Source organism: Rhodoferax sp., from assembly GCF_025354435.1.
Classification (GTDB): domain Bacteria; phylum Pseudomonadota; class Gammaproteobacteria; order Burkholderiales; family Burkholderiaceae_C; genus Rhodoferax_B.
Map to the genome: position 1 here is coordinate 45,706 of NZ_JANXMU010000015.1, position 24,256 is coordinate 69,961.

21 protein-coding genes are annotated in these 24,256 nt (G+C 65.2%); 13 read left to right on the forward strand and 8 right to left on the reverse strand.

Annotated features, from left to right (window positions below; all coding sequences use genetic code 11):
• Nucleotides 1–84: 84 nt before the first annotated feature.
• Together gyrB and Q0T48_RS03785 are read left to right on the forward strand one after the other, a co-directional pair.
• Entirely contained in the window at nucleotides 85–2,703 is a 2,619-nt protein-coding gene (gene gyrB, locus Q0T48_RS03780; protein WP_295952593.1) for a DNA topoisomerase (ATP-hydrolyzing) subunit B, read from the forward strand.
• Entirely contained in the window at nucleotides 2,672–2,926 is a 255-nt protein-coding gene (locus Q0T48_RS03785) for a BrnA antitoxin family protein (protein ID WP_295952594.1), read from the forward strand. The genes gyrB and Q0T48_RS03785 overlap by 32 nt, the downstream gene beginning before the upstream one ends.
• Nucleotides 2,927–3,069: 143 nt before the next feature.
• Here Q0T48_RS03785 and Q0T48_RS03790 read toward each other — a convergent pair whose 3' ends face one another.
• Nucleotides 3,070–3,771 (reverse strand): TetR/AcrR family transcriptional regulator, encoded by a 702-nt coding sequence (locus Q0T48_RS03790; RefSeq protein WP_295952597.1) that lies wholly within the window; start codon nucleotides 3,769–3,771, stop codon nucleotides 3,070–3,072.
• Between the two features lie 244 nt (nucleotides 3,772–4,015).
• On the opposite strand from Q0T48_RS03790, the gene Q0T48_RS03795 reads away from it, so the two are divergent.
• From Q0T48_RS03795 to Q0T48_RS03805, 3 genes are all read left to right on the forward strand, one after another.
• Entirely contained in the window at nucleotides 4,016–5,458 is a 1,443-nt protein-coding gene (locus Q0T48_RS03795) for an S-layer homology domain-containing protein (protein ID WP_295952599.1), read from the forward strand.
• 129 nt (nucleotides 5,459–5,587) lie between these two features.
• Nucleotides 5,588–6,253, forward strand: a complete 666-nt coding sequence (locus Q0T48_RS03800; protein ID WP_295952602.1) for a cadherin-like beta sandwich domain-containing protein — start codon at nucleotides 5,588–5,590, stop codon at nucleotides 6,251–6,253.
• 11 nt (nucleotides 6,254–6,264) lie between these two features.
• Nucleotides 6,265–6,717 carry a hypothetical protein gene (locus tag Q0T48_RS03805; protein WP_295952605.1) on the forward strand — a complete coding sequence of 151 codons (453 nt, stop codon included), beginning with the start codon at nucleotides 6,265–6,267 and terminating at the stop codon, nucleotides 6,715–6,717.
• Between the two features lie 92 nt (nucleotides 6,718–6,809).
• Here Q0T48_RS03805 and Q0T48_RS03810 read toward each other — a convergent pair whose 3' ends face one another.
• The 6 genes from Q0T48_RS03810 to Q0T48_RS03835 form a co-directional block, all read right to left on the reverse strand.
• Complete coding sequence (locus Q0T48_RS03810; protein WP_295952607.1) at nucleotides 6,810–8,102, reverse strand: lytic murein transglycosylase; 1,293 nt, start codon at nucleotides 8,100–8,102, stop codon at nucleotides 6,810–6,812.
• Nucleotides 8,103–8,142: 40 nt separating this feature from the next.
• Nucleotides 8,143–9,651, reverse strand: a complete 1,509-nt coding sequence (locus tag Q0T48_RS03815; RefSeq protein WP_295952609.1) for a mercuric reductase — start codon at nucleotides 9,649–9,651, stop codon at nucleotides 8,143–8,145.
• Complete coding sequence (locus Q0T48_RS03820; protein ID WP_295952612.1) at nucleotides 9,648–10,934, reverse strand: glucoamylase family protein; 1,287 nt, start codon at nucleotides 10,932–10,934, stop codon at nucleotides 9,648–9,650. Before Q0T48_RS03820 ends, Q0T48_RS03815 begins: the two co-directional genes overlap by 4 nt.
• On the reverse strand, nucleotides 10,934–13,048 hold the full coding sequence (gene tkt / locus Q0T48_RS03825; RefSeq protein WP_295952615.1) for a transketolase: 2,115 nt from the start codon (nucleotides 13,046–13,048) through the stop codon (nucleotides 10,934–10,936). The genes Q0T48_RS03820 and tkt overlap by 1 nt, the downstream gene beginning before the upstream one ends.
• 56 nt (nucleotides 13,049–13,104) lie before the next feature.
• Entirely contained in the window at nucleotides 13,105–14,139 is a 1,035-nt protein-coding gene (gnd, locus tag Q0T48_RS03830) for a phosphogluconate dehydrogenase (NAD(+)-dependent, decarboxylating) (RefSeq protein ID WP_295952617.1), read from the reverse strand.
• A gap of 99 nt (nucleotides 14,140–14,238) precedes the next feature.
• Nucleotides 14,239–15,552 (reverse strand): MFS transporter, encoded by a 1,314-nt coding sequence (locus Q0T48_RS03835; protein ID WP_295952741.1) that lies wholly within the window; start codon nucleotides 15,550–15,552, stop codon nucleotides 14,239–14,241.
• A 367-nt stretch (nucleotides 15,553–15,919) separates the two neighbouring features.
• Here Q0T48_RS03835 and Q0T48_RS03840 point away from each other — a divergent pair, with 367 nt between their 5' ends.
• The 8 genes from Q0T48_RS03840 (at nucleotide 15,920) to Q0T48_RS03875 (ending at nucleotide 23,502) form a co-directional block, all read left to right on the forward strand.
• Complete coding sequence (locus Q0T48_RS03840; protein ID WP_295952620.1) at nucleotides 15,920–17,086, forward strand: ATP-binding protein; 1,167 nt, start codon at nucleotides 15,920–15,922, stop codon at nucleotides 17,084–17,086.
• On the forward strand, nucleotides 17,083–17,694 hold the full coding sequence (locus tag Q0T48_RS03845) for a 3'-5' exonuclease (protein WP_295952623.1): 612 nt from the start codon (nucleotides 17,083–17,085) through the stop codon (nucleotides 17,692–17,694). The genes Q0T48_RS03840 and Q0T48_RS03845 overlap by 4 nt, the downstream gene beginning before the upstream one ends.
• Nucleotides 17,695–17,852: 158 nt before the next feature.
• The gene (locus Q0T48_RS03850) at nucleotides 17,853–19,244 is read left to right on the forward strand and encodes an ethanolamine ammonia-lyase subunit EutB (RefSeq protein WP_295952626.1); all 1,392 of its coding nucleotides are present in this window, start codon (nucleotides 17,853–17,855) and stop codon (nucleotides 19,242–19,244) included.
• Nucleotides 19,245–19,401: 157 nt separating this feature from the next.
• Nucleotides 19,402–20,199: an ethanolamine ammonia-lyase subunit EutC gene (eutC, locus tag Q0T48_RS03855; RefSeq protein WP_295952628.1), complete on the forward strand. Its 798-nt coding sequence runs from the start codon at nucleotides 19,402–19,404 to the stop codon at nucleotides 20,197–20,199.
• Between the two features lie 246 nt (nucleotides 20,200–20,445).
• On the forward strand, nucleotides 20,446–20,619 hold the full coding sequence (locus Q0T48_RS03860; protein ID WP_295952631.1) for a hypothetical protein: 174 nt from the start codon (nucleotides 20,446–20,448) through the stop codon (nucleotides 20,617–20,619).
• Between the two features lie 89 nt (nucleotides 20,620–20,708).
• Nucleotides 20,709–21,344: a glutathione S-transferase family protein gene (locus Q0T48_RS03865; protein ID WP_295952634.1), complete on the forward strand. Its 636-nt coding sequence runs from the start codon at nucleotides 20,709–20,711 to the stop codon at nucleotides 21,342–21,344.
• 145 nt (nucleotides 21,345–21,489) lie between these two features.
• On the forward strand, nucleotides 21,490–23,100 hold the full coding sequence (locus tag Q0T48_RS03870) for a 5-guanidino-2-oxopentanoate decarboxylase (protein WP_295952637.1): 1,611 nt from the start codon (nucleotides 21,490–21,492) through the stop codon (nucleotides 23,098–23,100).
• Between the two features lie 48 nt (nucleotides 23,101–23,148).
• Nucleotides 23,149–23,502, forward strand: coding sequence for a RidA family protein (locus Q0T48_RS03875; protein WP_295952639.1), 354 nt, complete (start codon nucleotides 23,149–23,151; stop codon nucleotides 23,500–23,502).
• A gap of 67 nt (nucleotides 23,503–23,569) precedes the next feature.
• Here the strand turns inward: Q0T48_RS03875 and Q0T48_RS03880 are convergent, their stop codons facing one another.
• The gene (locus Q0T48_RS03880; RefSeq protein WP_295952642.1) at nucleotides 23,570–24,214 is read right to left on the reverse strand and encodes a hypothetical protein; all 645 of its coding nucleotides are present in this window, start codon (nucleotides 24,212–24,214) and stop codon (nucleotides 23,570–23,572) included.
• Nucleotides 24,215–24,256: the final 42 nt, after the last annotated feature.

The following is a 24,256-nucleotide window of genomic DNA, read 5'->3' on the forward strand; positions in this document are numbered from 1 at the left end:
CTATGCGTTATCTACGCTAGAGGCCTATTTTCCTTATAAATTACGCTCCATGGGGGGCACTCCCTCCCACCAGCAGAGTACGCCATGACCGAAGAAAACACGCCCGTTCCAACCCCTCCTGTCCCCACCGATGCCGAATCCATGGAAGCGGTGAACACGGGCGACAGCACGGCCGAAAGCTCCAACTTCCAGCCCACCATCGACACCAACCAGGCGGGTGCCACCGAAGCCTACGGCGAAGGCTCGATCCAGATCCTGGAAGGCCTGGAAGCGGTGCGCAAGCGCCCCGGCATGTACATCGGCGACACCTCGGACGGCACCGGCCTACACCACCTGGTGTTCGAGGTGGTGGACAACTCCATCGACGAATCGCTGGCCGGCCACTGCGACGACATTCTGGTCACCATCCACTCCGACAACTCCATCAGCGTGGTGGACAACGGCCGCGGCATCCCCACCGGCATCAAGATGGACGACAAGCACGAGCCCAAACGCTCGGCCGCAGAAATCGCCCTGACTGAACTGCACGCGGGCGGCAAGTTCAACCAGAACAGCTACAAGGTATCGGGCGGCCTGCACGGCGTGGGCGTGAGCTGCGTGAACGCGTTGAGCAAAATGCTGCGCCTGACCATTCGCCGCGACGGTAAGATCCACGTGATGGAATTCAGCAAAGGCTTTGTGCAAAACCGCCTGCTGGAAACCGTGAACGGCGTGGAAGTCTCGCCCATGCACATCATTGGTGACACCGAAAAGCGCGGCACCGAAGTGCACTTTGCACCCGACCTGGAAATCTTCCAGACCAACTCCGACTTCCATTACGAAATCTTGAGCAAGCGCCTGCGCGAGCTCAGCTTTTTGAACAACGGCGTGAAGATCCGCCTCAAAGACGAGCGCAGCGGCAAAGAAGATGACTTCTCAGGTGCAGGCGGTGTCAAAGGCTTTGTGAACTTCATCAACAAGGGCAAGACGGTGTTGAACCCCAACATCTTCCACGCCATGGGCGACCGCCAAAGCGACCAGAACACCAACATCGGCGTGGAAGTGGCGATGCAGTGGAACAGCGGCTACAACGAGCAGGTGCTGTGCTTCACCAACAACATCCCCCAACGCGACGGCGGCACCCACCTGACCGGCCTGCGCGCCGCCATGACGCGGGTCATCAACAAGTACATCGACGACAGCGAAATCGCTAAAAAAGCCAAGGTCGAAGTCACCGGCGACGACATGCGAGAAGGCCTGACCTGCGTGCTGAGCGTGAAAGTGCCCGAACCTAAATTCAGCAGCCAGACCAAAGACAAGCTCGTCAGCTCCGAAGTGCGCGGCCCGGTGGAAGACATCGTCAGCCGCCTGCTGCACGACTACCTGCAAGAGCGCCCGGCCGATGCCAAGATCATCGTCGGCAAGATCATCGAAGCCGCCCGCGCCCGCGAAGCCGCCCGCAAAGCCCGCGACATGACCCGCCGCAAAGGCGTGCTCGACGGCATGGGCCTGCCCGGCAAACTGGCCGACTGCCAGGAAAAAGACCCCGCCATGTGCGAGATCTACATCGTCGAGGGCGACTCCGCCGGTGGCTCCGCCAAGCAGGGCCGCGACCGTAAGTTCCAGGCCATCCTGCCCCTGCGCGGCAAGATCCTGAACGTGGAAAAAGCGCGCTACGAAAAGCTGCTGACCAGCAACGAAATCCTGACGCTGATCACCGCCCTGGGCACCGGCATCGGCAAGGCCGGAGGCACCACCGGCAACGACGACTTCAACGTCGCCAAGCTGCGCTACCACCGCATCATCATCATGACCGACGCGGACGTGGACGGCGCGCACATCCGTACCCTGCTGCTCACCTTCTTTTACCGCCAAATGCCCGAGCTGGTGGAACGCGGCCACATCTACATCGCCCAGCCGCCGCTGTACAAGGTCAAGGCCGGCAAGGAAGAGCTGTACCTGAAAGATGCCAGCGCCCTGGACGGCTTCCTGCTGCGCATCGCGCTCATCCACGCCTCGGTCTACACCGGTGGCGACAACGGCAGCACGCTCAGCGGCGACACCCTGGCCGAGCTGGCGCGCAAGCACCAACTGGCCCAGGCCGTCATCGCCCGCCTGCAAAACTTCATGGATGCCGAAGCCCTGCGCTCGGTGGCCGATGGTGTGGCGCTCAACCTGGACACCGTGGCCGACGCCGAAGTGTCCGCCGCCGCCCTGCAAGCCCGTCTGCCCGATGCCGAGGTAGCCGGTGAGTTCGACGTGCGCACCGACAAACCCATCCTGCGCATCAGCCGCCGCCACCACGGCAACATCAAAAGCAGCGTGCTCACGCAAGACTTCGTGCACGGCTCCGACTACGCCGCCCTGGCCGAGGCCGCCAACACCTTCAAAGACCTGCTCAGCGAAGGTGCCAAGGTCATGCGCGGTGAAGGCGAGCGCCAAAAGGAAGAGAAGGTCAGCGACTTCCGCCAAGCCATGGCCTGGCTCATCGCCCAAGCCGAACACGCCACCAGCCGCCAGCGCTACAAGGGCCTGGGCGAAATGAACCCCGCCCAGCTCTGGGAAACGACGATGGACCCGACCGTGCGCCGCCTGCTGCGCGTACAGATCGACGATGCCATCGAAGCCGATCGCGTGTTCACCATGCTGATGGGCGACGAGGTGGAGCCACGCCGCGAGTTCATTGAGGCGAATGCGCTGCGGGCGGGGAATATTGACGTTTGATTTTGCCGAAAAGCGCTATTGTTTTTTCGGACCTTCCCGCCACCAAAGTGGCGGGCTAGAAGGGGCAGTGCGAGGCAAGTTCTGTCGGCCTGCTAAGCAGCAGTTAACCGTGCGTATCGATGCCGATGTGGTGGAGTGGCTCAAGAGCCAGTGCAAAGCCTACCAGAGCGGCCTGAACGATATTGTGCGGGCCACCATGCTGGACACTGCGCGCCACGGTTGAGTGCATGGCAGCCAGGCCCAGTTGTGATCAGGCGCACTTTGTAATTGAATCTGCGCGTTAAATAGGCCACCAGCGCTTTTAAAGCTTGTATAGACTGCTATAAATTTGCAAGCAATCCATGCCATCCAAAAGACGGCTGCTTCCTATTTCAGCACCATCCGCACCACACTCTCAATAATGCCGGCACGCCGCGCCGCGATGGCTGCGGGAGACTCCACATCTTGCTTGAAGATCAGCGCAAAAGTCTTTCGATTGGAGACGTTGTAGAACGACTGTGCGCTGATTAAAAAATGCAAATCTATAGGCCGGATGCCTGGGTGGAAAACCCCGGACTCTACCCCGCGCTCGTAGATGGCACTTAGCGTTTCAATGGCGGAATTGTTGACGCTCTGGATCACTTTAGAGCGTGCCAGATAGGCGCCGTTGTGGATGTTTTCCACCATCACCAGGCGCACAAATCCGGGATTCTGCAGATGGTAGTCATGGGTAAATCCGGTCAACTCGCGCAGTGCATCCACCGGGTCCAAATCCTCCAGATGCATGGACAACTCGATTTCGCGGATGCGGCGGTACGCGGCTTCCAGCACGGCGATATACAGACCCTCTTTGCCATCGAAGTGGTAGTAAATCATCCGCTTGCTGGTGCGTGTGGCCTCGGCAATGGCGTCGATGCGCGCACCGTTGAAGCCCTTGCTCTCAAATTCCTGCGAGGCCACTTCCAAAATATTCTGCAAGGTTTTCGCAGAGTCGCGCGCATGGCCAGTTTCAAGCATTGTCTCTGGTGCGCTGGCTGTACCTGCGCCAACAGTCTGGTCGATCGCGTGCGCAGTACTGGTTTTACTCATGGCCAACGGAATCCTTTTAGTTGGTTTGGATTATCCCCATGAATTGGGTACCAAAGGCAACGACCGGCCCGTATACACACCCGCGCAAAGGCCTGGCTGACTGCGGTTTGGCCCCGTTTATGGGCTCGGGTTTTACCTGATACGGATATCACTCACTAGTTCGTACATTACCTGAACCAATACCCCAACGATCGCATTGCAGCCGCGGCGACGCTTTTTAAAACTCTACCCAGGAGCACCCCGCATGACCGAAAAGACCATGATCCCCCGCAGCGCCAAGCTAACTGCACCAGGCCCCATCGCAGCGGAAGCTCCGCAAGACAAGATGTCGCGCCGCTTCTTCGGCCAATTGCTGGGGTTGCCCGCGTTACTGGCCTCCGCCGCCACTGCCACAGTGGTGGCGGGCTGTGGCGGCGGCGATGACGCACCCGATCCCAATGCAGAGACCATGACACGGGCCAGCTTCGTCGCATCGATCTCCAAGTATTTCGACTGGGTGCATTCCTCCGAGTACAACAACCCGTACCGGCTGACGCAACCCACCTTCGTCGACGTCAAACTGGGTGTGACCGCGAACGCCAAAGAAATCGAAACCGCACTGGAAGAATCGATTGTCAGCAACGTGCTGGGCTACTTTTATCCCGACCAAAAGGTGACGCGTGAAGAGGCGGCAGAAATCTACGCCAAGGCGTTCAAGATTCCAGTCTCCAGCACGAATGCGCTGTCCACCTTCACCGATGCGGGGGCAACCACCGCCAGCCGCAAGGCCAGCGTCAACGCCATGGTCGCGGCGGGCTACATGAAGGGCAGCAGCAGCACGCAGTTCGCCCCCACGGCCGCCCTGACCGCTGGCGAAGCCAAGACTATTCTGGACACCATCACCGGCCAACTGGTTGCACCGCCGCAGGTGATGTGCAAACCCGGCACCACCGCCCCGCGCCGCTACATCCGGATTTCCACGCCCACGCCAGGTGCCCAGATCTATTACACCTACACCTTCGATGGCACCGAGCCTGCCGACCCGACGACCACCGGCACCGAATACGACTTCGACAAAAACGGCGTGCTGCAATTCGTCAATCCACTCACCTCGACCACCGACTTCCGCCTGTACAAGCTGAAGGCAGTAGCCAAGAAAAACGGCCTGGCGACCAGCGCGGTGCAGAGCTTCACCTGGAACATCGTGCGCCCGAACGTCGGCGCCTTCCAAGCCAAGCTGATGCACCCCGGCACCAGCACCACGCCCACGGTATGGAAGATCAACAACCCGGCCGAATACTTCCAGGCCTTTGTGTTCTACATCGAGGGCAGCACACGCGGTCTGGTGTTTGACGCGGGCGAGTACGGCTACCAGAAAGCCAACCTCAAAACCTTTATCGACAGCATTGCCACCAAGCCCTACGACATCATCGTCGGCCACAACCATCCCGACCACGCGGAGCAGATTTACAACTTCACCTCGGCTGGCATCACCTTGTACGCCTCGGCCATCGAAAAAGCCGCCTTCATGGCCGCCAGCCGCGCGGATTTCAAGGCGGCCGGCACGGCGGCGGTGGCCATCAAGGATGGCCAGGTGCTGGACCTGGGCAATGTGCAGGTCACGGCCTACACCCAGCCTGGGCATACCAATGGCCTGATGACTGCCATCGTCAACCAGACCGGCTGGGTCTTTGGTTCGGACATGTAGGCCTGCAACCGGGCCTACACCGCAGATACCACCCAGTACAACACCGCCAAGGCCGACATCTTCCTGTCGCTGACCCAGCAACTGCTGGCCAATTACAAGAAGAGCAGTGTCCTCGGCCAGGTTACCGAGGTGACTAATGCGCACCAGGACGTGTCGGTGGGCATGGAAGGCGTAAACAACTTCATCAAGTGCTTCCAGCAACTGATAGACCGCGGCGATGCCGCAACCGCACCGTCCATACGTGGTGGCCGCCTGGGCAATCCGACCAGCCCAACGACCAAGAACTCGCGCATGAGCATGATCGGCGACATGTGGCGCGACAAGAACTGGATGGCGATTGGCAACTCCATCGGCACCGGCCTCGATAGCCCGGTGGATTACTTCACCTCCCCCACCAGCAGCTACCCCTGCGGCGCGACGGTCAACTACAACACGGCCGATGGCTACAAGAAGTATTCGGTACTGAGCAATATCGAATTCGCTGGTGCCACCCTGGTGGGCGTCGATGTGTACTGGGCCGCGCCCAGCAACAGCACGCCCAACAAGGTGCCCAACAAGTTCGATCCCTGGACCTATGCCTATACCCTCAACGTGCCGAACGGAACCACCAGCATTGCCATCAAGCCGACGGCCATGTCGAACAACATCAGTTCCATGAAGCTCAACGGAACGGCCGTGGCCCAAGGTGCCAGCAGCACAGTGGCCGTCGCAGCCGGCACGGTGATCAGCATCGATGTGGTGTCGCCAGACGGTAGCTCGACCAGCAGCTACAAGCTGACGGTGGCCCTGGTCTAAGTCAGCACGCCATGGGAAAGCTACGCCGCCGGGCTCTGCCCATCCTAGTTTCGCTGGCCGCGCTGACGCTGGGCAGCAATGCCTTCGCGTCCCTGGGTGCCCACTACCTGGGCTGGAGCCGCGACCAGGGCGAGTTCAGGATGTACCTGGACGGCGGTGAGTTCCTCGGCCGCACGGGACCGTTCCAAACGATACGGGTGACCGTGCACCTGCTGCGCAAAGGCCGTCCCCTGCGGGCGTTGGAGGGCTGCGTCTACCACTTTGACGAACTGGATCGGCGCAGGGACCAGATAGCCTGCGCCGAGGACGCAGCCAGCCCCTTGCGCGGAGTCGCCTACGCCCGCGACCCGCAGCGCGGCGAAAAAGACGCGAATGCGCTGGAGCAGATGGTCTGCGTACGGCGCTGCGGTCGGCAGGTGCCGCAACGCGTCCATCTGGAAGAAGCCGACGAAGACAATGGCTGATGCCTGGTAAATTTAAAGAAAATCAGGCTCCAGCGCTTATAGATCCTGCGTAGCACGCTATTAAAACGTGAGCAAAAAGGCAGGACCTCGGGCTATTGCGCCCCCAACCGCCCCAGCAACTCCAGATCCGGATACCCATCGGCAGGCAAGCCCACACTGCGCTGGAAGCGCCGAATCCCCTCCCGCGTCGCAGGCCCCATCATCCCGTCGGGCGTGCCGCTGGCAAAGCCACGCTGGTTCAGCGCGGTCTGCAGGGCTTGCAACTGGCTGCGGGTCAGCGCCCGCAGGTCGCGGGGCCAGGGGGCTTGCACGCCGGGGCCATTGCCCAGGCGCTGGGCCAGCAGGCTGACGGCGAGGGCGTAGCTGGTGGAATTGTTGTAGCGCAGGATGGCGCGGAAATTGGGGCCGACCAGGAAGGCGGGGCCGCGGGCGCCAGCGGGGAGCAGCAGGTCGGCATCGGCCAGCACGGGCAGCGGCGTGCCGTCGAGGGTGCGCACGCCTTCGGTAGCCCATTGCTCCGACGGCTGGCGCACCGTGGTGTCGGCGCGGGCCACGTCGAAGCCCGGCGGCAGCTGCACCTCGGTACCCCAGGGCTGGTCCGCCTGCCAGCCCGAGCGGGCCAGGAAATTCGCGGTGGAGGCCATCACGTCGGCCATGCTGCCCCAGATGTCGCGCCGGCCGTCGCCGTCGGCATCCACCGCGTAGGCCAAAAAGTTCGACGGCAAAAACTGGGTCTGGCCCATGGCGCCGGCCCAGGAGCCGACCATGTGGGCGCGGTCGATATCGTCGTTTTGCAGAATTTTCAAGGCTGCCAGCAGCTGGCCGCGGGCCCAGTCTTCGCGCCGCCCCTCAAATCCCAGCGTGGCCAGCGCGTCGATGGTGGGGGTGTTGCCGTAGTTGCCGCCGTAGTTGCTCTCCATGCCCCAGATGGCAACCAGGATGGTGGCCGGCACGCCATAACGGGTGGCGGCGGCATCGGCCTCGGCGCGGACCTGCAGCAGCTTGTCCTGGCCCAGCGTGATACGTTGTGACGACACGGTGTTGTCCAGGTAGTCCCAGACGGTGCGGGTGAACTCGGGCTGCGCGCGGTCCAGCTCGACCACGCGCGGCAGGTAGCGCACCCCGTCGAACGCGGCGTGCAACGTGGCCTCGCCCATGCCTGCGGCGCGTGCCGTCGCCAGGAAGCTGTCCACCCAGCGCGCAAAGCCTGTTTGGAGTGCAGCCTCGCGGTTCACCGCCTCCACGGGCTGGGCGTTGGGGAGGGAGGGAGCCGACAGTGGTGGGGCCTTGGGCGGTGCGGATGCGCAGCCTGCCAGCACAGCGCTTGCCAGCGCCAAGGGGGCCAGCCAGGAGCGGCGCAGTGGCAGGGAAATGGGTAAGGTCATGGTGTCGATTTTCGCCTACGCGCCGGCCCAGGCGATGCCGCTACCGTCCCAGCCATTTGCGCTGCAGCCAGGCCCGCAGCGGGGATGCCAGCGTGTCCGCACAGGCGCTGGCCGCCTGCCGGATCGCCTCGCCTTGCGTGGGATAGGCGTGGACCACCTGGGCCAGCTGGCGCAGGCCCATGCCGGTCACCATGGCCATCGACACGGTGTTGACCATTTCACCGGCGTACCGGCCAACAATGGTGGCCCCCAGAATGCAGTCCGTGCCTTCCCGCACATGGATTTTGACGAAACCGTCTTCTTCACCATCGGCAATCGCGCGGTCCACCGCGTGCATGGGCACGGTGAAGGTTTTCACGGGGATATGGCGCTCCCGTGCCTGGCGCACGTACATACCCACATGCGCCACCTGCGGGTCGGTATAGGTGCACCAGGGAATCAGCAAGGCGCTGGCACGCTGGCGGCCCAGAAACAGCGCGTTGCGCACCACGATGCGCGCTGCGGCTTCGGCGGTGTTGGTGAAAGGGTGCTCCAGGCAGACATCGCCTGCCGCAAAAATACGCGGGTTGGTGGTACGCAAAAAGTCATCCACCTGGATGCCGACATCGGCGTCATAGGCCACGCCCGCCCGCTCCAGGTTCAGCCCCTGCACCGCAGGCCGGCGGCCAATGCCGGTCAATATGGCGTCCACCACGGTGTCCGACACATCCCCTTCGACCTGCATCCGGACGCGCTTGCGCCCACCTTCGGCACGCACCGAAAGAATCTGGCAGTTCAGGTGGATTTCCACGCCATCGTGGGCCAGGGCATCGGAGACCATTTGTGCCGCGTCACGCTCTTCCTTGGGCAGAAACAGCGGCGCGCTGTGGGAGATCAGGGTGCGCGCGCCAAACCGCGCAAAGGCCTGCGCCAGTTCGCAGCCGAGTGGCCCGCCGCCAATGACCAGCAGGCTGGGCGGCAGCACCTGCAGGTCGAACACGGTTTCGTTGCTCAGAAAGCCCGCCTCGGCCAGCCCGTCGATCTGCGGCCACACGGGGCGCGAACCGGTGGCGATCAGCGCCTTTTTGAAGCGCAGCGTGCTGCCCGCCACCTCCACCGCATCCGGCCCGACAAAGCGGGCATAGCCAAAGTACAGGGCGATGCCTTCGGCCGCCAACACCGCGGGCGAAAGGGTGCGGCCCAGGCGCTCGCGGATGCGCTGCACCCGGGCCATCGCGGCCCCGAAGTCGACGACCACCTCGGCAGGCGCCCGCACGCCAAACGCGGCGGCATCCCGCATGTCGGCGTACAGGCTGGCGCTACGGAGCAGGGTTTTGGAAGGAATACAGCCCGCATGGATGCAGTTGCCACCGATCTGGCGGGCTTCCACCAGCGCCACCTTGGCACCGGCGGCGGCGGCGGTGCGCGCCGCCACCAGCCCGGCGGGGCCCGCGCCCACCACCAGCAAGTCGTAACGCCCGCGCGCCACCGGGTTGGACCAGCCAGGCGGGAGGGCCGGGGGACTGCGCTCTTGCGCGACCATGACACAGGCCGGGTCTGCGGCCGTCATGGCGTTAACCAGCCACCGCGGAAGCCCGCCCGCTGCAAACCCGCACGGATGTACGGGCTGCTCCGCAACAGCTGCCACACCAGCCCGGAACGGTGGTTCTCCAGCATCAACACCAGCAAACCCTGGTCGAGTCCGAACCGGCCTTCGGACACCCAGGGCTCACCGGCCGCCGTGCGGACCGTGGCATTGAAGCCGCTGGCCAGCACGGTGCGTTCGCCACCCTGGGCCATCCACTGGCGCACCACAGGCACCACGATCTCGGGGGCAAACACCAGCGAGGCCAGGGTGGCGGGCCCGGACAGCGTGCCGTCGTCCGGGCCATAGGGCACACCCCGGGCAGCGTAGCCGTAAAAGCTCTGCCGCCGACCGGCCACCTGCTGTCGGGGCGTGCTCGGCCCGTCTCCGGCAGACAGGCCCCAGCCGTCGGCGCCCAGGCCGTTGAAGCTGCGCGGGTTGCGGATGGCGTACTCGCGCTGGATGTAGGTGGCGCGACGGCTGTTTTCAAAATAGTCGCAGCGCTTCTCGCGCATGAAGCGGTCATGGATGCCCCGAAAGTCGATCCAGGCCTGCGAAAACTGGTGGATGAACAGCGGGCCCGCGTACAGAAAATCGTAGCCGTACAGGTTTTCCCATTGGTAGGTGCGGGTCCAGGCCTCGAAGCTGGCGGCGGTCAAGGGATGGGTGGGCGAACCCAGGCCCAGCACGTAGAGGATGAGGGCCTCGCTGTAGCCCTGCCAGCCGTAGTGCAAGAAGCCGCTCTCGGGCTTCCAGCCCAGTACCACAGCGGCACCCTTGTGCTGGGCCCAGCGCCAATCGACCCGGCGGTACAAGGCGTCGGCCAGCGTGCGCAACTCGGTCTCGTCGGCCGTGGCGGCGGTGAAATAGGCCGCGGCCGTCAGCATGCCCGCCACCAGCAGGGTGCTGTCGATCAAGGACAGCTCGGACCGCCAGGCCCGGGTGCCGCTGTCCATGTGCAAAAAATGGAAGTAGAAGCCGTGGGCACCGCTGGCTTCGGGTGTGCCGCTCTGGTCACTGTGCGCAAAGAAGCGCAATGCCGCCAGGCTGCGCTGTACGGCGTCGCCACGCGCCATCCAGCCGCGTTCCACCGCCACCGGATAGGCCGACAGCGCAAAGCCCACCACGGCAATGCTCGCGTGCGAGCCGGGCCGCGAAGTGTCGGCCACCAGGCCATTGGCCAGGTTGGTGTGCTGGACGAAATAGTCGAAGGCGCTGCGCTGCAGGCCATCCAGCATGGCCATGTCGGCGGGCGCAAGCGCCGGCATCAGATCTCGCGGCACAGAGCTATTTGCTGCTTGGCGGCAGCTACCACATGCGCCACATCAAAACCAAAATGCGCCTGCACTACTTTGCCGGGTGCCGAGAGCCCGAAGGAACGCATGGCGATGACCGCACCGCGGCGGCCTACATAGCGTTCCCAGCCCAGGGGCGAAGCCGCCTCTACCGAGACTCGGGCCTCCACGCCGTCGGGCAGCACGCTGTCGCAGTAGGCGGCACCCTGCTGCTCGAACAGTTCCCACGACGGCATGCTGACCACGCGGGCCCGGATACCCTCGCCTTGCAACTCCTCATAGGCGGCGATGCATAGCGCCACCTCGCTGCCACTGGCCAGCAGCAGCACCGCGGGCGGGCCGTTCTCCGTATCTGCCGCATCGGCCAGGATGTAGGCCCCGCGGGCGACCCCGGCGGCGCTGGCGTACCGGCTGCGGTCCAGCGTGGGCAGGGCCTGGCGCGACAGCACCAAACTGGCCGGGCAGTCGCTGCGCTGCAGGACCACCCGCCAGGTTTCGACCACCTCGTTGGCATCGGCCGGGCGCAGCACCAGCATGCCGGGCAAAGCCCGCAGCGAGGCCAGTTGCTCGATGGGCTGGTGCATGGGCCCGTCTTCGCCCATGGCGATGGAGTCGTGCGTCCACACGTAGATGACCGGCAGGCCCATCATGGCGGCCAGCCGGATGGCCCCGCGGCAGTAGTCGGTAAAAATCAAGAAGCTGGCCGCGTAGGCGCGCAGCCCGGCCAGCGCCATGCCACTGGCGGCGGCGCACACGGCGTGTTCACGGATCCCGAAATGGAAGTTGCGCCCGGCGTACGAACCCAGAGCCTGGGTTCCAGCAGTAACAGGCGGCCCAAACACACCGGCCCCGGCAAAGTCCAGTGCGGTCTTGGTGGAAGGCGACAAATCCGCCGCGCCGCCCAGCAGCCACGGCATGTGGGCGGCAATGGCGTTCAGCACCTGGCCCGATGCGTCGCGCGTCGCCAGGCCCTTGGCATCGGCGGCAAAGGAGGGCAGCGCACTGTCCCAGCCCGCGGGCAGGGTGCGCTGCTGCAGGTGCGCGATCTGCGCGGCCAGTGCCGGGTAGAGCGCACGGTAGGCGGCAAACCGGGTGGTCCATGCCGCGTGCGCCTCCCGGCCCCGCTGGCCGAAGTGGGCGCTGAAATGCGCCGCCACGCCCTCGGGCACCGCAAACTGCGCGTCGGGGTCGCAGCCATAGAACTGCTTGGCCAGCCGCACCTCGTCCACCCCCAGCGGCTCGCCGTGCGCTTCCTTGGTGTCTTGCTTGTGCGGCGCGCCGTAGCCGATATGGCTTTGCACGATGACCAGGGTGGGCCGGTCCTGCGTGCGGGCAAATACCTGCAGGCAGTGGGTCAGCAGCGCCAGGTCGTTGGCATCGGCCACCTGCAGCACCTGCCAGCCATAGGCCGCAAACCGCGCAGCCACGTTTTCGGTGAAGGTGATGCCCGTCGCCCCTTCGATACTAATGTGGTTGCAGTCGTAAATCCAGCACAGGTTGGCGAGTTGCAGGTGGCCTGCCAGCGACGCGGCTTCGGCGCTGATGCCTTCCATCATGTCGCCGTCGCCCGCCAGGGCGTAGACCTTGTGGTCGAACAGGGTGTAGCCGGGGCGGTTGTAGGTGGCTGCCAGCCAGGCCTGCGCGATGGCCATGCCCACGCTGGTGGCAACGCCCTGGCCCAGCGGGCCGGTGGTGGTTTCGACCCCCGCCGTCCAGCCGTGTTCCGGGTGGCCGGTGCAGCGGCTGCCGGCTTGGCGAAAGCTCTGCAGGTCCGCCATCGTCACCGCCAGGCGCGCAGGCTCGGCACCACCCGCGGCGTCGCCCTGCTGCACACCGCCCAGGTGCAGCAGGCCGTACAGCAGGGCCGAGGCATGGCCACCCGACAGCACAAAGCGGTCGCGGTTGGGCCAGGCCGGGTCGGTCGGGTCGAAGCACAGAAAGCGCTGCCACAGGGTGTACACGGTGGGTGCCGCGCCCATGGGGGTTCCCGGGTGGCCGGAATTGGCCGCCTGCACCGCGTCGATGGCCAGGGTGCGCAAGGTGTTGATGCACAGCCGGTCCAGGGTCTCGTTGTTACCAGATTGCATGGGGATGCCTCGCTGAGCAGTGAACTACGCCAAGCCGAAAATCCGGCACCTGCCGGTCAGCCCTGCGGCTTGGCCCCGGCCGCAGGCTGCTCGACGTGGCCACCAAACTCATGCCGCATGGCGGACTGCACGCGGTTGGCAAAGTCGGCCTCATTGCGCGAGCTGAAGCGGGCGTACAGCGCGGCGCTCAACACGGGTACCGGCACGGCTTCGTCGATCGCGGCCTGGATGGTCCAGCGGCCTTCGCCCGAGTCCGACACCCGGCCGTCAAAGCCCTCCAGCCCGGGGTCGGCCGTCAGCGCCGTGGCGGTCAGGTCCAGCAGCCAGGAACCGATGACGCTGCCGCGCCGCCAGACTTCGGCAATCTCGGGCAGGTCCATCGCGTACTGGTAGTGCTCGGGATGGCGCAGCGGGGTGGTTTCGGCATCCACCACGCTGTCGCGCTGGCCCACATTGGCGTTGCGCAGGATGTTGAAGCCCTCGGCATACGCGGCCATCACGCCGTATTCAATGCCGTTGTGCACCATCTTGACGAAGTGGCCCGCGCCATGCGGCCCGCAGTGCAGATAGCCCTGGTCGGCACTGCCGGCATCCGCACGGCGGCCCGGTGTGGGCACGGCGTTGCCCACACCGGGTGCCAGCGTGGCAAATAGCGGCGACAGGTGCTGCACCGTGTCTTTTTCTCCGCCAATCATCAGGCAGTAACCGCGCTCCAGCCCGGCGATGCCGCCGCTGGTGCCCACGTCCACGTAATGCAGGCCCTGGGCCTTCAATGCGGTGGCCCGGCAAATGTCGTCGTGGTAGTGGGAGTTGCCGCCGTCTATCACGATGTCGCCCGCGGCCAGCAGCGGGGTGAGCTGCGCCAGGAGCTCGTCCACCGCCGCCGCAGGCACCATCAGCCACACCGCACGCGGCTGCGGCAAGCCGTCCACCAGTTCTTGCAGCGAGCCGGTGCCGGTGGCACCCAGCCCCACCATGCGCTCCACGTCCTGCGTATGCCGGTCATAGACCACGCAGCGGTGCCCACCGCGCAAAAGGCGGGTGGCCATGCTGGCCCCCATCCGACCGAGTCCTACCATTCCAATATACATTGCCTGGCTCCTTTGTGTATCAACATCTACCGCTTGTAAAAGCGGGTCCGGACCGGGTCTGTGCGCTAGCGCACAGGCGGCGTGCACTTCACCCGCTCTTTACCGCGCCCACAGCCGTGCAAAGCTGGCCATGGAGGCCAAGCCCGCAAACATGGCACCCAGCCCCAGTGCCCAGGTGGGGCCGTGCAGGCTGCCCGCCAGGCCAAAGCACAGGGCCACCAAGGCCGCGCCGGTGGTCTGGCCAATCAAGCGGGCCATACCGATCACGCCACTGGCACCGCCGCTGCGCTCGGGCGGGGCGCTGGACATCAGCGCCTTCAGATTGGGCGACTGGAAGAAACCAAAACCCGCACCACACAGCGCCATGCGCAGCACGATGTCCAGCGTCTGCGGCTCGGTGGGCAGCAGCGCCAGCGACACCATGCCCAGACACAGCAAAGCCAGCCCCACACCGCCCAGCAGGCCGGGTGGATGGCGGTCGGACATGCGCCCGGCAATGGGCGCCGCCAGTGCCACCACCAGCGCCCACGACACCATCAAAAAGCCGGTGCTGATGGGGTCGCGGTGCAGCACCTCTTCAAAGTAAAACGGCAGCGACACAAAGGCCAGACCCTGCGCCGCAAAGGCCGCCATGGCGGTGACGGTGGACAGCGCAAACATCGGGCGGCGCAGCAGGTCCAGCGGCAGCATGGGTGCCGGGTGCCCAGCTTGGCGGCGCAGCAGCAGCGCGCCCGCCACCAACGTGACGGCCAAGGGCGTGGCGACCAGCGGCCAGGCCTCGCGCTGCGCAGCCGAGCCCAGCGCCAGAATCAGCGCAGCAAAGGTGATGGCCGTCAGGAACGCGGCCACCCGGTCAAAGCTGTGGCCACGTGGGGCACTGCGCGGCAGCGTGGGCACCGCAAAGGCCAGCGCCACCAGGCCCAGCGGCACGTTGATGGCAAACAGCCAGGGCCAGGAGGCCACCGACAGCACCAGCGAGGCCACCGCCGGGCCGATGGTGAAGCCCACTCCCACCACCAGCGCATTCAACCCCACCCCCCGGCCCAGCCGCTCGGCCGGGTACAGCTGGCGGATCAGCGCAATGTTGACGCTCATCAGCGCGCCCGCGCCTATGCCCTGCAGCGCCCGGGCCAGCGCCAGCTGGGGCAGGCTGCTGGCCAAGGTACACAGCAGCGATGCCACGGTGAAACCCGCCAGCCCGCCGATAAAGATGCGCCGTGGCCCCACCAGATCGCCCAGTGCCGCAAACGGCAGCATGCTGGCCACCACGGCCAGCTGGTAGGCGTTGATGATCCAGATCGAAGTGGCCGCCGGTGCGTGCAGATCCGTGGCAATGGCGGGCAGCGCGGTGTTGGCGATGGCGGTATCCAGCGCCCCCAGCGCCACCCCCACCATGATGGCCGCCAGGGCCATCCATTCGCGGGTGTGGAAGCCGGTGTCTGTGGGGCTGGAGGTGGAAGGCGGAGTCAAGGCGGCGGCGGTGGTCATGTCTGGCATGCAAAAAATGTAGCCGCTCTGGCGCGTTCTTGCAGCACCGGAGTTAATTGGGCGTTGGTATGCACTTGGATGCCAAACAGGGCTTTGGCGCAGGTAAGCCCTGCGTGAACAGCTCTAAAAATAAGAGCATCATGCAAAACCGGACCTTTAGATCTTTACCCTGCATTCATATGAAAAATCCAACATGCTATATGGGATATACCTGCAAATAAAAAATAAATGCTGGAATGTCCTGCACATGTAAATCGAATTACCAGCAATTTATCCTTAAAATCGCGCCTCCATGATTGCCCGCACCGACCTCCAAAACCGCCTCTGCCAGCTGCTTACCTCCTTCCGCGCGGTCGAATTGGTGGGGCCCCGGCAGGTGGGAAAAACCACGCTGGCGCGCGCCTTCGTGGCCCCCGACTCGCCGAATTACTTCGACCTGGAAAACGCCGCTGCACGCCGCCGCCTGGCCGAGCCCATGGCCGCGCTGGTCCCGCTGAACGGCCTGGTGGTGATCGACGAGGTGCAGCACATGCCCGAACTGTGCGAGGTGCTGCGCGTGCTGATCGACCGCCCCACGCACATCCAGCGCAAAGGCCAGTACCTGTTGCTGGGCAGCGCCACGCCGCGCGCCATGCACCGGAGCGAGTCGCTGCTGGGCCGGGCAGTGACGCTGGAGGTGACCGGCTTCAACCTGAACGAGGTGGGTGCAGACGGCGATGCCGTGCACCGCCTGTGGCTGCGCGGCGGCTTCCCCGAGGCGTTTCTGGAGCCCGACGATGCCGTCAGCGCCCACTGGCGCGAGGCGGCCATGCAGCGGTTTTTGTACAGCGACCTGCCGCAGCTGGGCATGAACGTGCCCGCACCGACCATGCTGCGCTTTTGGCAGATGGCCGCCCAGACCCACGGCCAGACCTGGAACGCCGCCCCGCTGGCGCGCTCGCTGGGCACCAGCGAAACCACGGTGCGCCGCTACCTGGACCACCTGACCCAAACCTTCATGGTGCGCCAGCTGCCGCCGTGGTTTGAAAACCTGGGCAAGCGCCAGGTGAAAGCCCCCAAGCTCTACCTGCGCGACTCCGGCCTGCTGCATGCGCTGCTGGGCGTGCAGACCCTGCCGCAGCTGCTGGCGCACCCGCTGTGCGGTGCTAGCTGGACGGGTTTTGCACTGGAGCAGGTGCTGCGCATCGCCAAGCCCGACAGCGCCTGGACCTGGTCCACCCACGCCGGTGCCCGGCTGGACCTGCTGATGCTCAAAGGCAGCCAGCGGATCGGGGTGGAATTCCAGCGCGCCGACGCACCCAAGGTCACGCAATCCATGCGCATCGCCCAGCGCGACCTGAAACTGGACGCGCTGTACGTGGTCTACCCCGGCCAGCACCGCTTTGCACTGAGCGATGGCGTGCAGGCCGTGCCCTTGTGGGCCCTGCTACCAGGGGACCTGCCAGGAAACATGCCATGACCCGCTTGGCCGTGATCGACTTCGAAACCACCGGCATCTCCCCCGGCCAGGGCGACCGTGCCACCGAGGTGGCTATCGTGCTGGTCGACAACGGCCAGGTGGTGGACCGCTTCCAGAGCCTGATGAACGCCGGGGTGCGCATCCCCAGCTTCATCACCCAGCTCACCGGCATCAGCAACGCCATGCTGGCCGGCGCGCCCAGTGCCGCCCAGGCCATGGCCGAGGCCAGCCGCTTTGTGGGCCAGCTGCCGCTGGTAGCGCACAACGCTGCGTTCGACCGCAAGTTCTGGCAGGCCGAGCTGGCCCGCATCGATGACCCGGCGGACCAGCCCTTTGTGTGCACCCTGCTGCTGTCGCGCCGCCTGTACCCGCAGGCGCCGAACCACAAACTCGGCACCCTGGTGGATTACCACCGCCTGCCCCGGTCCGGCCAGGCCCACCGGGCGCTGGCCGATGCCGAAATGGCCGCCCACCTGCTGGGCCGGATCCAGCACGACCTGCGCCAGCGCTGGGGCGTGGCCGCGCCGCACAGCCCGATGCTGATGGCGGTGCAGCGCTGCGCCAAGGCGGCAATGGGCAAACTATTGGCCCAACACCGGCACAGCTAGTTTTAAGCATCAAATCGGCCTCTAGCGCATATTTCGCCTGCGCTAGTAGCTATATATTTTGTAGTATTTGACGCCCCTCCCGGCTGGCATCAAAGTTGCACAACTTGCACTGTGCACGCTTTGCGTGCACCAAAGCCGTTCCAACCCCAAAGGTCCGCATGCCCCAGTTTGTCCATACGGTCGGTGCCCACACCTACCGCTTCCGCGATCTCCGTGACTTGCTCGCCAAGGCCACGCCCCTGCGCTCGGGCGATGTGCTGGCGGGCGTGGCGGCGGGCAATGCGCAAGAGCGGGTGGCGGCGCAAATGACCCTGGCCGATCTGCCGCTAGTTACGTTTTTGAACCTGCAGGTGGTGCCCTACGAGAGCGACGAAGTCACCCGCCTGATCCTCGACAGCCATGATGCCGCCGCCTTCGCCCCGATCCGCCACCTGACCGTGGGCGATTTCCGCAACTGGCTGCTGAGCGACGCGGTGGACAGCGCCACGCTGGCCGTGGTGGCCCCCGGCATCACGCCCGAGATGGCGGCGGCGGTAAGCAAGATCATGCGCAACCAGGATTTGATTCTGGTGGCCAGGAAGTGCCGCGTCATCACCGCGTTTCGCAACACCATCGGGCTGGAGCAGCGCCTGTCCACCCGGCTGCAACCAAATCACCCCACCGACGACACCAGCGGCATCGCCGCCAGCGTGCTCGACGGCCTGCTCTACGGCAGCGGCGACGCGGTGATCGGTATCAACCCCGCCACCGACAATGTGCCCCAGGTGATCAAGATCGTGACCATGCTGGATGCCATCATCCAGCGCTACGAGATCCCCACCCAAAGCTGCGTGCTGACCCACGTGACCAACACCCTGCAGGCCATTGAGCGCGGCGCGCCGGTGGACCTGGTGTTCCAGTCCATCGCCGGCACCGAGGCGGCCAACCGCAGCTTTGGCATCGATCTGGCGCTATTGGCCGAGGCCCGCAGCGCCGCCCTGTCGCTCCACCGTGGCACCGTGGGCGACAACGTGATGTACTTTGAAACCGGCCAGGGCAGCGCCCTGTCGGCCAACGCCCACCATGGCATGGACCAGCAGACCTGCGAGGCCCGCGCCTACGCCGTGGCCCGCGCCTTCCAGCCGCTGCTGGTCAACACCGTGGTCGGCTTCATCGGCCCCGAATACCTGTTTGACGGCAAGCAGATCATCCGCGCCGGGCTGGAAGACCACTTCTGCGCCAAGCTGCTGGGCCTGCCCATGGGCTGCGACGTGTGCTACACCAACCACGCCGAGGCCGACCAGAACGACATGGACGTGCTGCTCACCCTGCTGGGCGCGGCGGGCTGCAACTTCGTGATGGGCATCCCCGGCTCGGACGACATCATGCTGAACTACCAGACCACCTCGTTCCACGACGCGCTGTACGTGCGCCGCCTGCTCGGCCTGCGTCCCGCGCCCGAGTTCGAGGCCTGGCTGCACCGCATGCAAATTTTTGAAGGGGACGGTGTGGCCCAGCTCGGCGCGGCCCTGCCCGAACCATTTGCCCAAGCCTTGCTGGCGATGGAATAGTTATGTACACCCCCAGGCTTGCCCACTGCGTGTGGCAGCGCTCCCCCCCTTGCAGGGGGCAACACCAGCAGCCCGGCAAAGCCGGTTCTGCGGTGTTTTTCGCAAATACGCGCTACTTTCACAGGTTGAAGGTAGCGCGAAACGTGGAGCAATTGAAATGACTGTAATTTCCAACCCCTGGCAGGCCCTGCGCAGCCTCACCGCCGCCCGCATTGCGCTGGGCCGCAGCGGCATCAGCCTGCCCACCGCGCCGCAGCTCGACTTCCAGCTCGACCACGCCCGCGCCCGCGATGCCGTACACCTGCCGCTCGACACCGCCAGCCTGGTGCAGGCGCTGGGCGATGTGCTGCCCGGCCACCCCGATGCCCTGCCACTGGCCAGTGCCGCCCCCGACCGCAGCACCTACCTGCAGCGCCCCGACCTGGGTCGCCGCCTGAACACCGCCTCGCACAACCAACTGGCGGCGCTGTACCAGCCCGTGTGCCCGTACGACCTGGCCCTGGTGGTGGTGGACGGCCTGTCGGCCCTGGCCATCGCCCAGAACGCCCCCCCCTTCATCCACGCCCTGCTGCAACGCCTGGAGACCGAAGACTGGTCCATCGCTCCCACCACCATCGTCAGCCAGGGCCGCGTGGCGGTGGGCGACGAGGTAGGCCAATTGCTGGGTGCCAAAGCCGTGGTGGTGCTGGTGGGCGAACGCCCGGGCTTGAGCGCGCCCGACAGCATGGGCCTGTACCTCACCTGGGCCCCCCAGGTCGGCCTGACCGATGCCGCCCGCAACTGCATTTCCAACGTGCGCCCCGAAGGCCTGTCGTACTTCGATGCCGCCTACAAACTCCACATGCTGCTGCGCGAATCCCGCAAGCGGCAGTTGTCGGGGGTGGACTTGAAAGACGAGACGGTGGAGATGCTGGAAGCAGGCGCGCCGGTGGGGCGGCGGTTTTTGCTGGCATGAGCTTGGACGGGGGCCGCCCCCCAAACTCTGCGCCGGACCCGTTTGCGTGGGTGACAATGCCAGCTTGCCCCGCACAGCCTGCGGCCTGCACCACGCCCAGCGACTCCCACACCTCCCTGTATGAACACTGCGATCCCCAAGCACCTCGCCACCGCATTGAACTAGGGTGTCAACCCGGTCTGCCTGGAGATCGCACTGGGTACGCCGCCCATTGCATGCATACGCTCCTCAAACAGCGCGTCGCTGATGGCTTTGGACGTGGAGGAAGTGGCGGCCATCATTGCGTGGCTGCGCAGCTCGGCGGTCTTTCCAAGCGATGCATGCGCCAAACCCGCCACCCTGGAGCTTGCCGGGGAAAAGTACTTTGCCAATTTCTGCCCCCAACTCGACGGCGTGATCGTGACGGTTCACCGGCAGTGAGAACTTGCCCCACTAGCCCACAGGTAATTCCCATCGGTGGCATCCTACGCGGGCAAATTCTTGCTCCACTTCACGCAAAGGATCATCCGATGTCCACCATGACGCTCTGGGGTTTTGACGGCTCCACCTATGTGCGCACCGTCAAAATGGTATTGGCCGAAAAGGGCTTTACCGACTACACGCAGGTTCCGCTCAACGTGCTGGCCGGCGAACCCAAATCGCCCGAGCACCTGGCTCGCCACCCGTTTGGCAAGGTGCCGGTGCTCGATGTCAACGACCTTCGCCTGCTGGAAACCGCGGCCATTGCCCGCTACCTGAACGACGTGCTGCCCGGCAAGTCGCTCATCCCCGCTACGCCGGCCGACCGTGCCCGCATGGACATGGTGGTCGGCCTGATCGACTCCTACGGCTACGGCGCGCTGCTGGGCGGCGTGGCGGCCTACCACCTGTTTCCCGATTTTGTGGGCGGCAAGAACGCGGCGATGCTGCAGGCCGGTATCGACAATGGCCGCAAGGTGATCGAATTTGCCATGCAAACCAAGGGCAGCGCGCCCTTCATCGCGGGCGAACTGAGCCTGGCCGACCTGTACCTGGCCCCCATCGTGTTCTACGTGTCGCTGACGCCCGATGCGGCGACGGTCTGCAACATCCCCGGATTTGCCGACTGGTGGACCCAGGTGCAAGCCCTGAAAAGCTACCAGGACACGGTGCCGAACCTGGGCTGAACGGACCTGTCATTTTTAAACTAAATAGGCTGCATGCGCTGGTGTACCCAGCGTATGCAGCTACTATTAGCATAGCAACCGGTGTGTTTCACAACACACCGCTCACCCCCCCTTTTTTTCCCTCTTTTAAAAGGCCTGGAATCCCATGGCGACCTGCGGCGAAGCATTGGTGGGTTTACTGGCCCAGTACGGCGTGGAATGCATTTTTGGCATTCCCGGCGTGCACACCGTAGAGCTGTACCGGGGCGTGGCCGCGTCCGGCCTGCGGCACATCACGCCACGCCACGAGCAGGGGGCCGGGTTTGCGGCCGACGGCTATGCCCGGGTCAGCGGCAAGCCGGGCGTGTGCTTCATCATCACTGGGCCGGGCATGACCAATATCGTCACCGCCATGGCCCAGGCGCTGGCGGATTCGATCCCGATGCTGGTGATCTCCAGCGTCAACGCACGCCACCAGCTGGGGCGCGGCAGCGGCCATTTGCACGAGCTGCCGTCGCAGCAAAAGCTGGTGGCGGGGGTCAGCGTGTTCTCGCACACCCTGATGTCGCCCGACGCACTGCCCGAGGTGCTGGCGCGCGCCTTTGCGGTGTTTGCCAGCGCCCGGCCCGGCCCGGTGCACATCGAGATTCCGCTGGACGTGATCGTCGCCCCGGCGGACCACCTGCAATTGGCCATGGCCGCACTGCCCTTGCGCCCGGCGGCAGCGCCCGCACAGGTCCAGCAGGCGGCCCAGCTACTGGCATCGGCACAGCGGCCCTTGATTCTGGTCGGCGGCGGTGCGCTGGACGCGGCCCAGCCGCTGTGGGCGCTGGCCCAGGCGCTGCAGGCCCCGGTGCAGCTGACCATCAACGCCAAAGGCCTGCTGCTGCCCACCGAGCCGCTGCTGTGCGGCTCCATCCAGTCCACCCAGGCCGGTAGGCTGCTGGCGCGCCAGGCCGACGTGGTGCTGGCCGTGGGCACCGAGCTGGGCGAGACCGACTACGACGCAGTGTTTGATGGCGGCTTTGCGCTGCCGGGGCGGCTGGTGCGCATCGACATCGACCCGGCCCAGCTGGCCCGCAACTACCGCTGCGAGATCGGCATCGTGGCCGACGCAGCCCAGGCCCTGGGCGCGCTGGTGGATGCCCTGCCCACCTGCGTGCCCACCCCCGGCTGGGGGGCGGCCCGTGCCCAGGCCGCATGGACCGATGCGCAGGCCGAGTTCGACGCCCCCACCCGCAGCCTGACCGCGCTGATCACGCTGGTAGACCAGGCCCTGCCCGGTGCCATCTTCGTCGGCGATTCCACCCAAACCGTGTACGTGGGCAACCTCAGCTTCAACCCGCTGGGCCTGCGCCGCTGGTTCAACGCCTCTACCGGCTACGGCACGCTGGGCTACGGCCTGCCTGCGGCCAACGGCGCGCAACTGGCGGCCCCCGGCACGCCGGTGGTGGCGCTGGTGGGCGATGGCGGCCTGCTGTTCACCCTGTCCGAGCTGGCCACGGCCGTCGAGGCGCAGCTGCCGGTGGTGGTACTGCTGTGGAACAACCAGGGCTACGGCGAAATCAAGAAGTTCATGCTGCGCACCGGCGTAGCCCCCATCGGCGTAGACCTGGCCACGCCCGACTTTGTGGCCATCGCCCAGGGCTTTGGCTGCCACACGGATACCGTGGCCAACCCCGCGCAACTGCGCGCCGCCCTGGCCCGCACCCCCGGGCGCGACCGACCCACCCTGGTGCACATCGACGAAGCCACGTGGTTCCAGGCCACCGCCTGATGCCCCTTACTATCGGCCTTTCTTTTCATCCACCCGAAAGTTGCTCCCATGACCATCCAGCGCATCCACCCCGGTAACCGCCTGTGCGACGCCACCCTCCACAACGGCGTGGCCTACCTAGCCGGGCAGATTCCCGAAGATGCCAGCCTGCCCATCGCCGCCCAAACGCAAAGCGTGCTGGACCAGATCGACAGCGTGCTGGCCCTGGCCGGTAGCGACAAGTCGCGCATCCTGAGCGCCACCATCTACCTGTCCAGCATGGGCGACTTCGCCGCCATGAACGCCGTGTGGGATGCCTGGATCGGCACCACCGGCATCGGCCCCGCCCGCGCCACGGTAGAGGCGCGGCTGGCCAAGCAAGAGATCAAGGTCGAGATCATGGTGATCGCAGCCCAGGCATAAAAATACCCATTAGCGCAGGCAGTACCTGCGCATAACGCTATTTTTTAAGGAGCAAACCACCCGCTGTTCATGGGGTCGGCTTGTTCCCGGCCAAGCCCTGGAACACCGATGCAAATTTGTTCACCAAGTACGGGGCAAACAGCGTCAGACCGGCCATCAGAAAGTCCACCACGCTGTCCATCCGGTCGGGCATCCTGCCGGTGCTACCTAGGGCAAACAGTGCGAACGCGCCAAAGCCGATGAACAGAAACAAAATTGCCACCATGCCCATCAGGGCAATCACCCGGCTGCTGCTGGCGCGCATTTGCGGGGCCAGCACCGGCTTGCCGTCGGGGTCCTTGTCCAGCGTGCGGGTGGTCACGCCATTCACCATCACCTCGGTATAGGCAGGTAACAGCGTCTCTTCAGACAAGGCATCGGCCAAAGACCATTGTGGTGCTTTCAGCAAGGCCGAGCGGATCACCAGGATGGCGACCACCGCGCCAAACAGCGCCACCAGCGGCACGAAATACAGCAACCAGGTCGCCGGAGGAACCCACACAACCGCAGCGGATGCATAGGCCGCCGATGCCGCAGGCTTGGCCGCTGCCAGCACCACGGTGGCCATCAGATCGGCAGGATGGGTGGGCGGCGACTCGGCGTGGGCCAGAGCCCCCGCGTAGAGAGCCGCAAACGGTGCGCACAGGCGCAGAGGACGGATAGACAGAGGCATGGTTCCTCCTGGGGCGGTCAACAGGAATAGAACTATGCGCCC

Excerpts from the sequence above, each read along its gene's own strand:
- Q0T48_RS03870 (WP_295952637.1), top strand. The coding sequence starts at position 21,490 with ATGGCGACCTGCGGCGAAGCATTGGTGGGTTTACTGGCCCAGTACGGC.
- Q0T48_RS03850 (WP_295952626.1), top strand. The coding sequence starts at position 17,853 with ATGCCCCAGTTTGTCCATACGGTCGGTGCCCACACCTACCGCTTCCGC.
- gyrB (WP_295952593.1), top strand. The coding sequence starts at position 85 with ATGACCGAAGAAAACACGCCCGTTCCAACCCCTCCTGTCCCCACCGAT.
- tkt (WP_295952615.1), bottom strand. The coding sequence starts at position 13,048 with ATGCAATCTGGTAACAACGAGACCCTGGACCGGCTGTGCATCAACACC.
- Q0T48_RS03865 (WP_295952634.1), top strand. The coding sequence starts at position 20,709 with ATGTCCACCATGACGCTCTGGGGTTTTGACGGCTCCACCTATGTGCGC.
- Q0T48_RS03880 (WP_295952642.1), bottom strand. The coding sequence starts at position 24,214 with ATGCCTCTGTCTATCCGTCCTCTGCGCCTGTGCGCACCGTTTGCGGCT.
- Q0T48_RS03835 (WP_295952741.1), bottom strand. The coding sequence starts at position 15,552 with ATGGCCCTGGCGGCCATCATGGTGGGGGTGGCGCTGGGGGCGCTGGAT.
- Q0T48_RS03840 (WP_295952620.1), top strand. The coding sequence starts at position 15,920 with ATGATTGCCCGCACCGACCTCCAAAACCGCCTCTGCCAGCTGCTTACC.
- Q0T48_RS03785 (WP_295952594.1), top strand. The coding sequence starts at position 2,672 with ATGCGCTGCGGGCGGGGAATATTGACGTTTGATTTTGCCGAAAAGCGC.
- Q0T48_RS03790 (WP_295952597.1), bottom strand. The coding sequence starts at position 3,771 with ATGAGTAAAACCAGTACTGCGCACGCGATCGACCAGACTGTTGGCGCA.
- Q0T48_RS03860 (WP_295952631.1), top strand. The coding sequence starts at position 20,446 with ATGGCTTTGGACGTGGAGGAAGTGGCGGCCATCATTGCGTGGCTGCGC.
- Q0T48_RS03820 (WP_295952612.1), bottom strand. The coding sequence starts at position 10,934 with ATGCCGGCGCTTGCGCCCGCCGACATGGCCATGCTGGATGGCCTGCAG.
- Q0T48_RS03805 (WP_295952605.1), top strand. The coding sequence starts at position 6,265 with ATGGGAAAGCTACGCCGCCGGGCTCTGCCCATCCTAGTTTCGCTGGCC.
- Q0T48_RS03810 (WP_295952607.1), bottom strand. The coding sequence starts at position 8,102 with ATGACCTTACCCATTTCCCTGCCACTGCGCCGCTCCTGGCTGGCCCCC.
- Q0T48_RS03875 (WP_295952639.1), top strand. The coding sequence starts at position 23,149 with ATGACCATCCAGCGCATCCACCCCGGTAACCGCCTGTGCGACGCCACC.
- gnd (WP_295952617.1), bottom strand. The coding sequence starts at position 14,139 with ATGTATATTGGAATGGTAGGACTCGGTCGGATGGGGGCCAGCATGGCC.
- eutC (WP_295952628.1), top strand. The coding sequence starts at position 19,402 with ATGACTGTAATTTCCAACCCCTGGCAGGCCCTGCGCAGCCTCACCGCC.
- Q0T48_RS03795 (WP_295952599.1), top strand. The coding sequence starts at position 4,016 with ATGACCGAAAAGACCATGATCCCCCGCAGCGCCAAGCTAACTGCACCA.
- Q0T48_RS03815 (WP_295952609.1), bottom strand. The coding sequence starts at position 9,651 with ATGACGGCCGCAGACCCGGCCTGTGTCATGGTCGCGCAAGAGCGCAGT.
- Q0T48_RS03845 (WP_295952623.1), top strand. The coding sequence starts at position 17,083 with ATGACCCGCTTGGCCGTGATCGACTTCGAAACCACCGGCATCTCCCCC.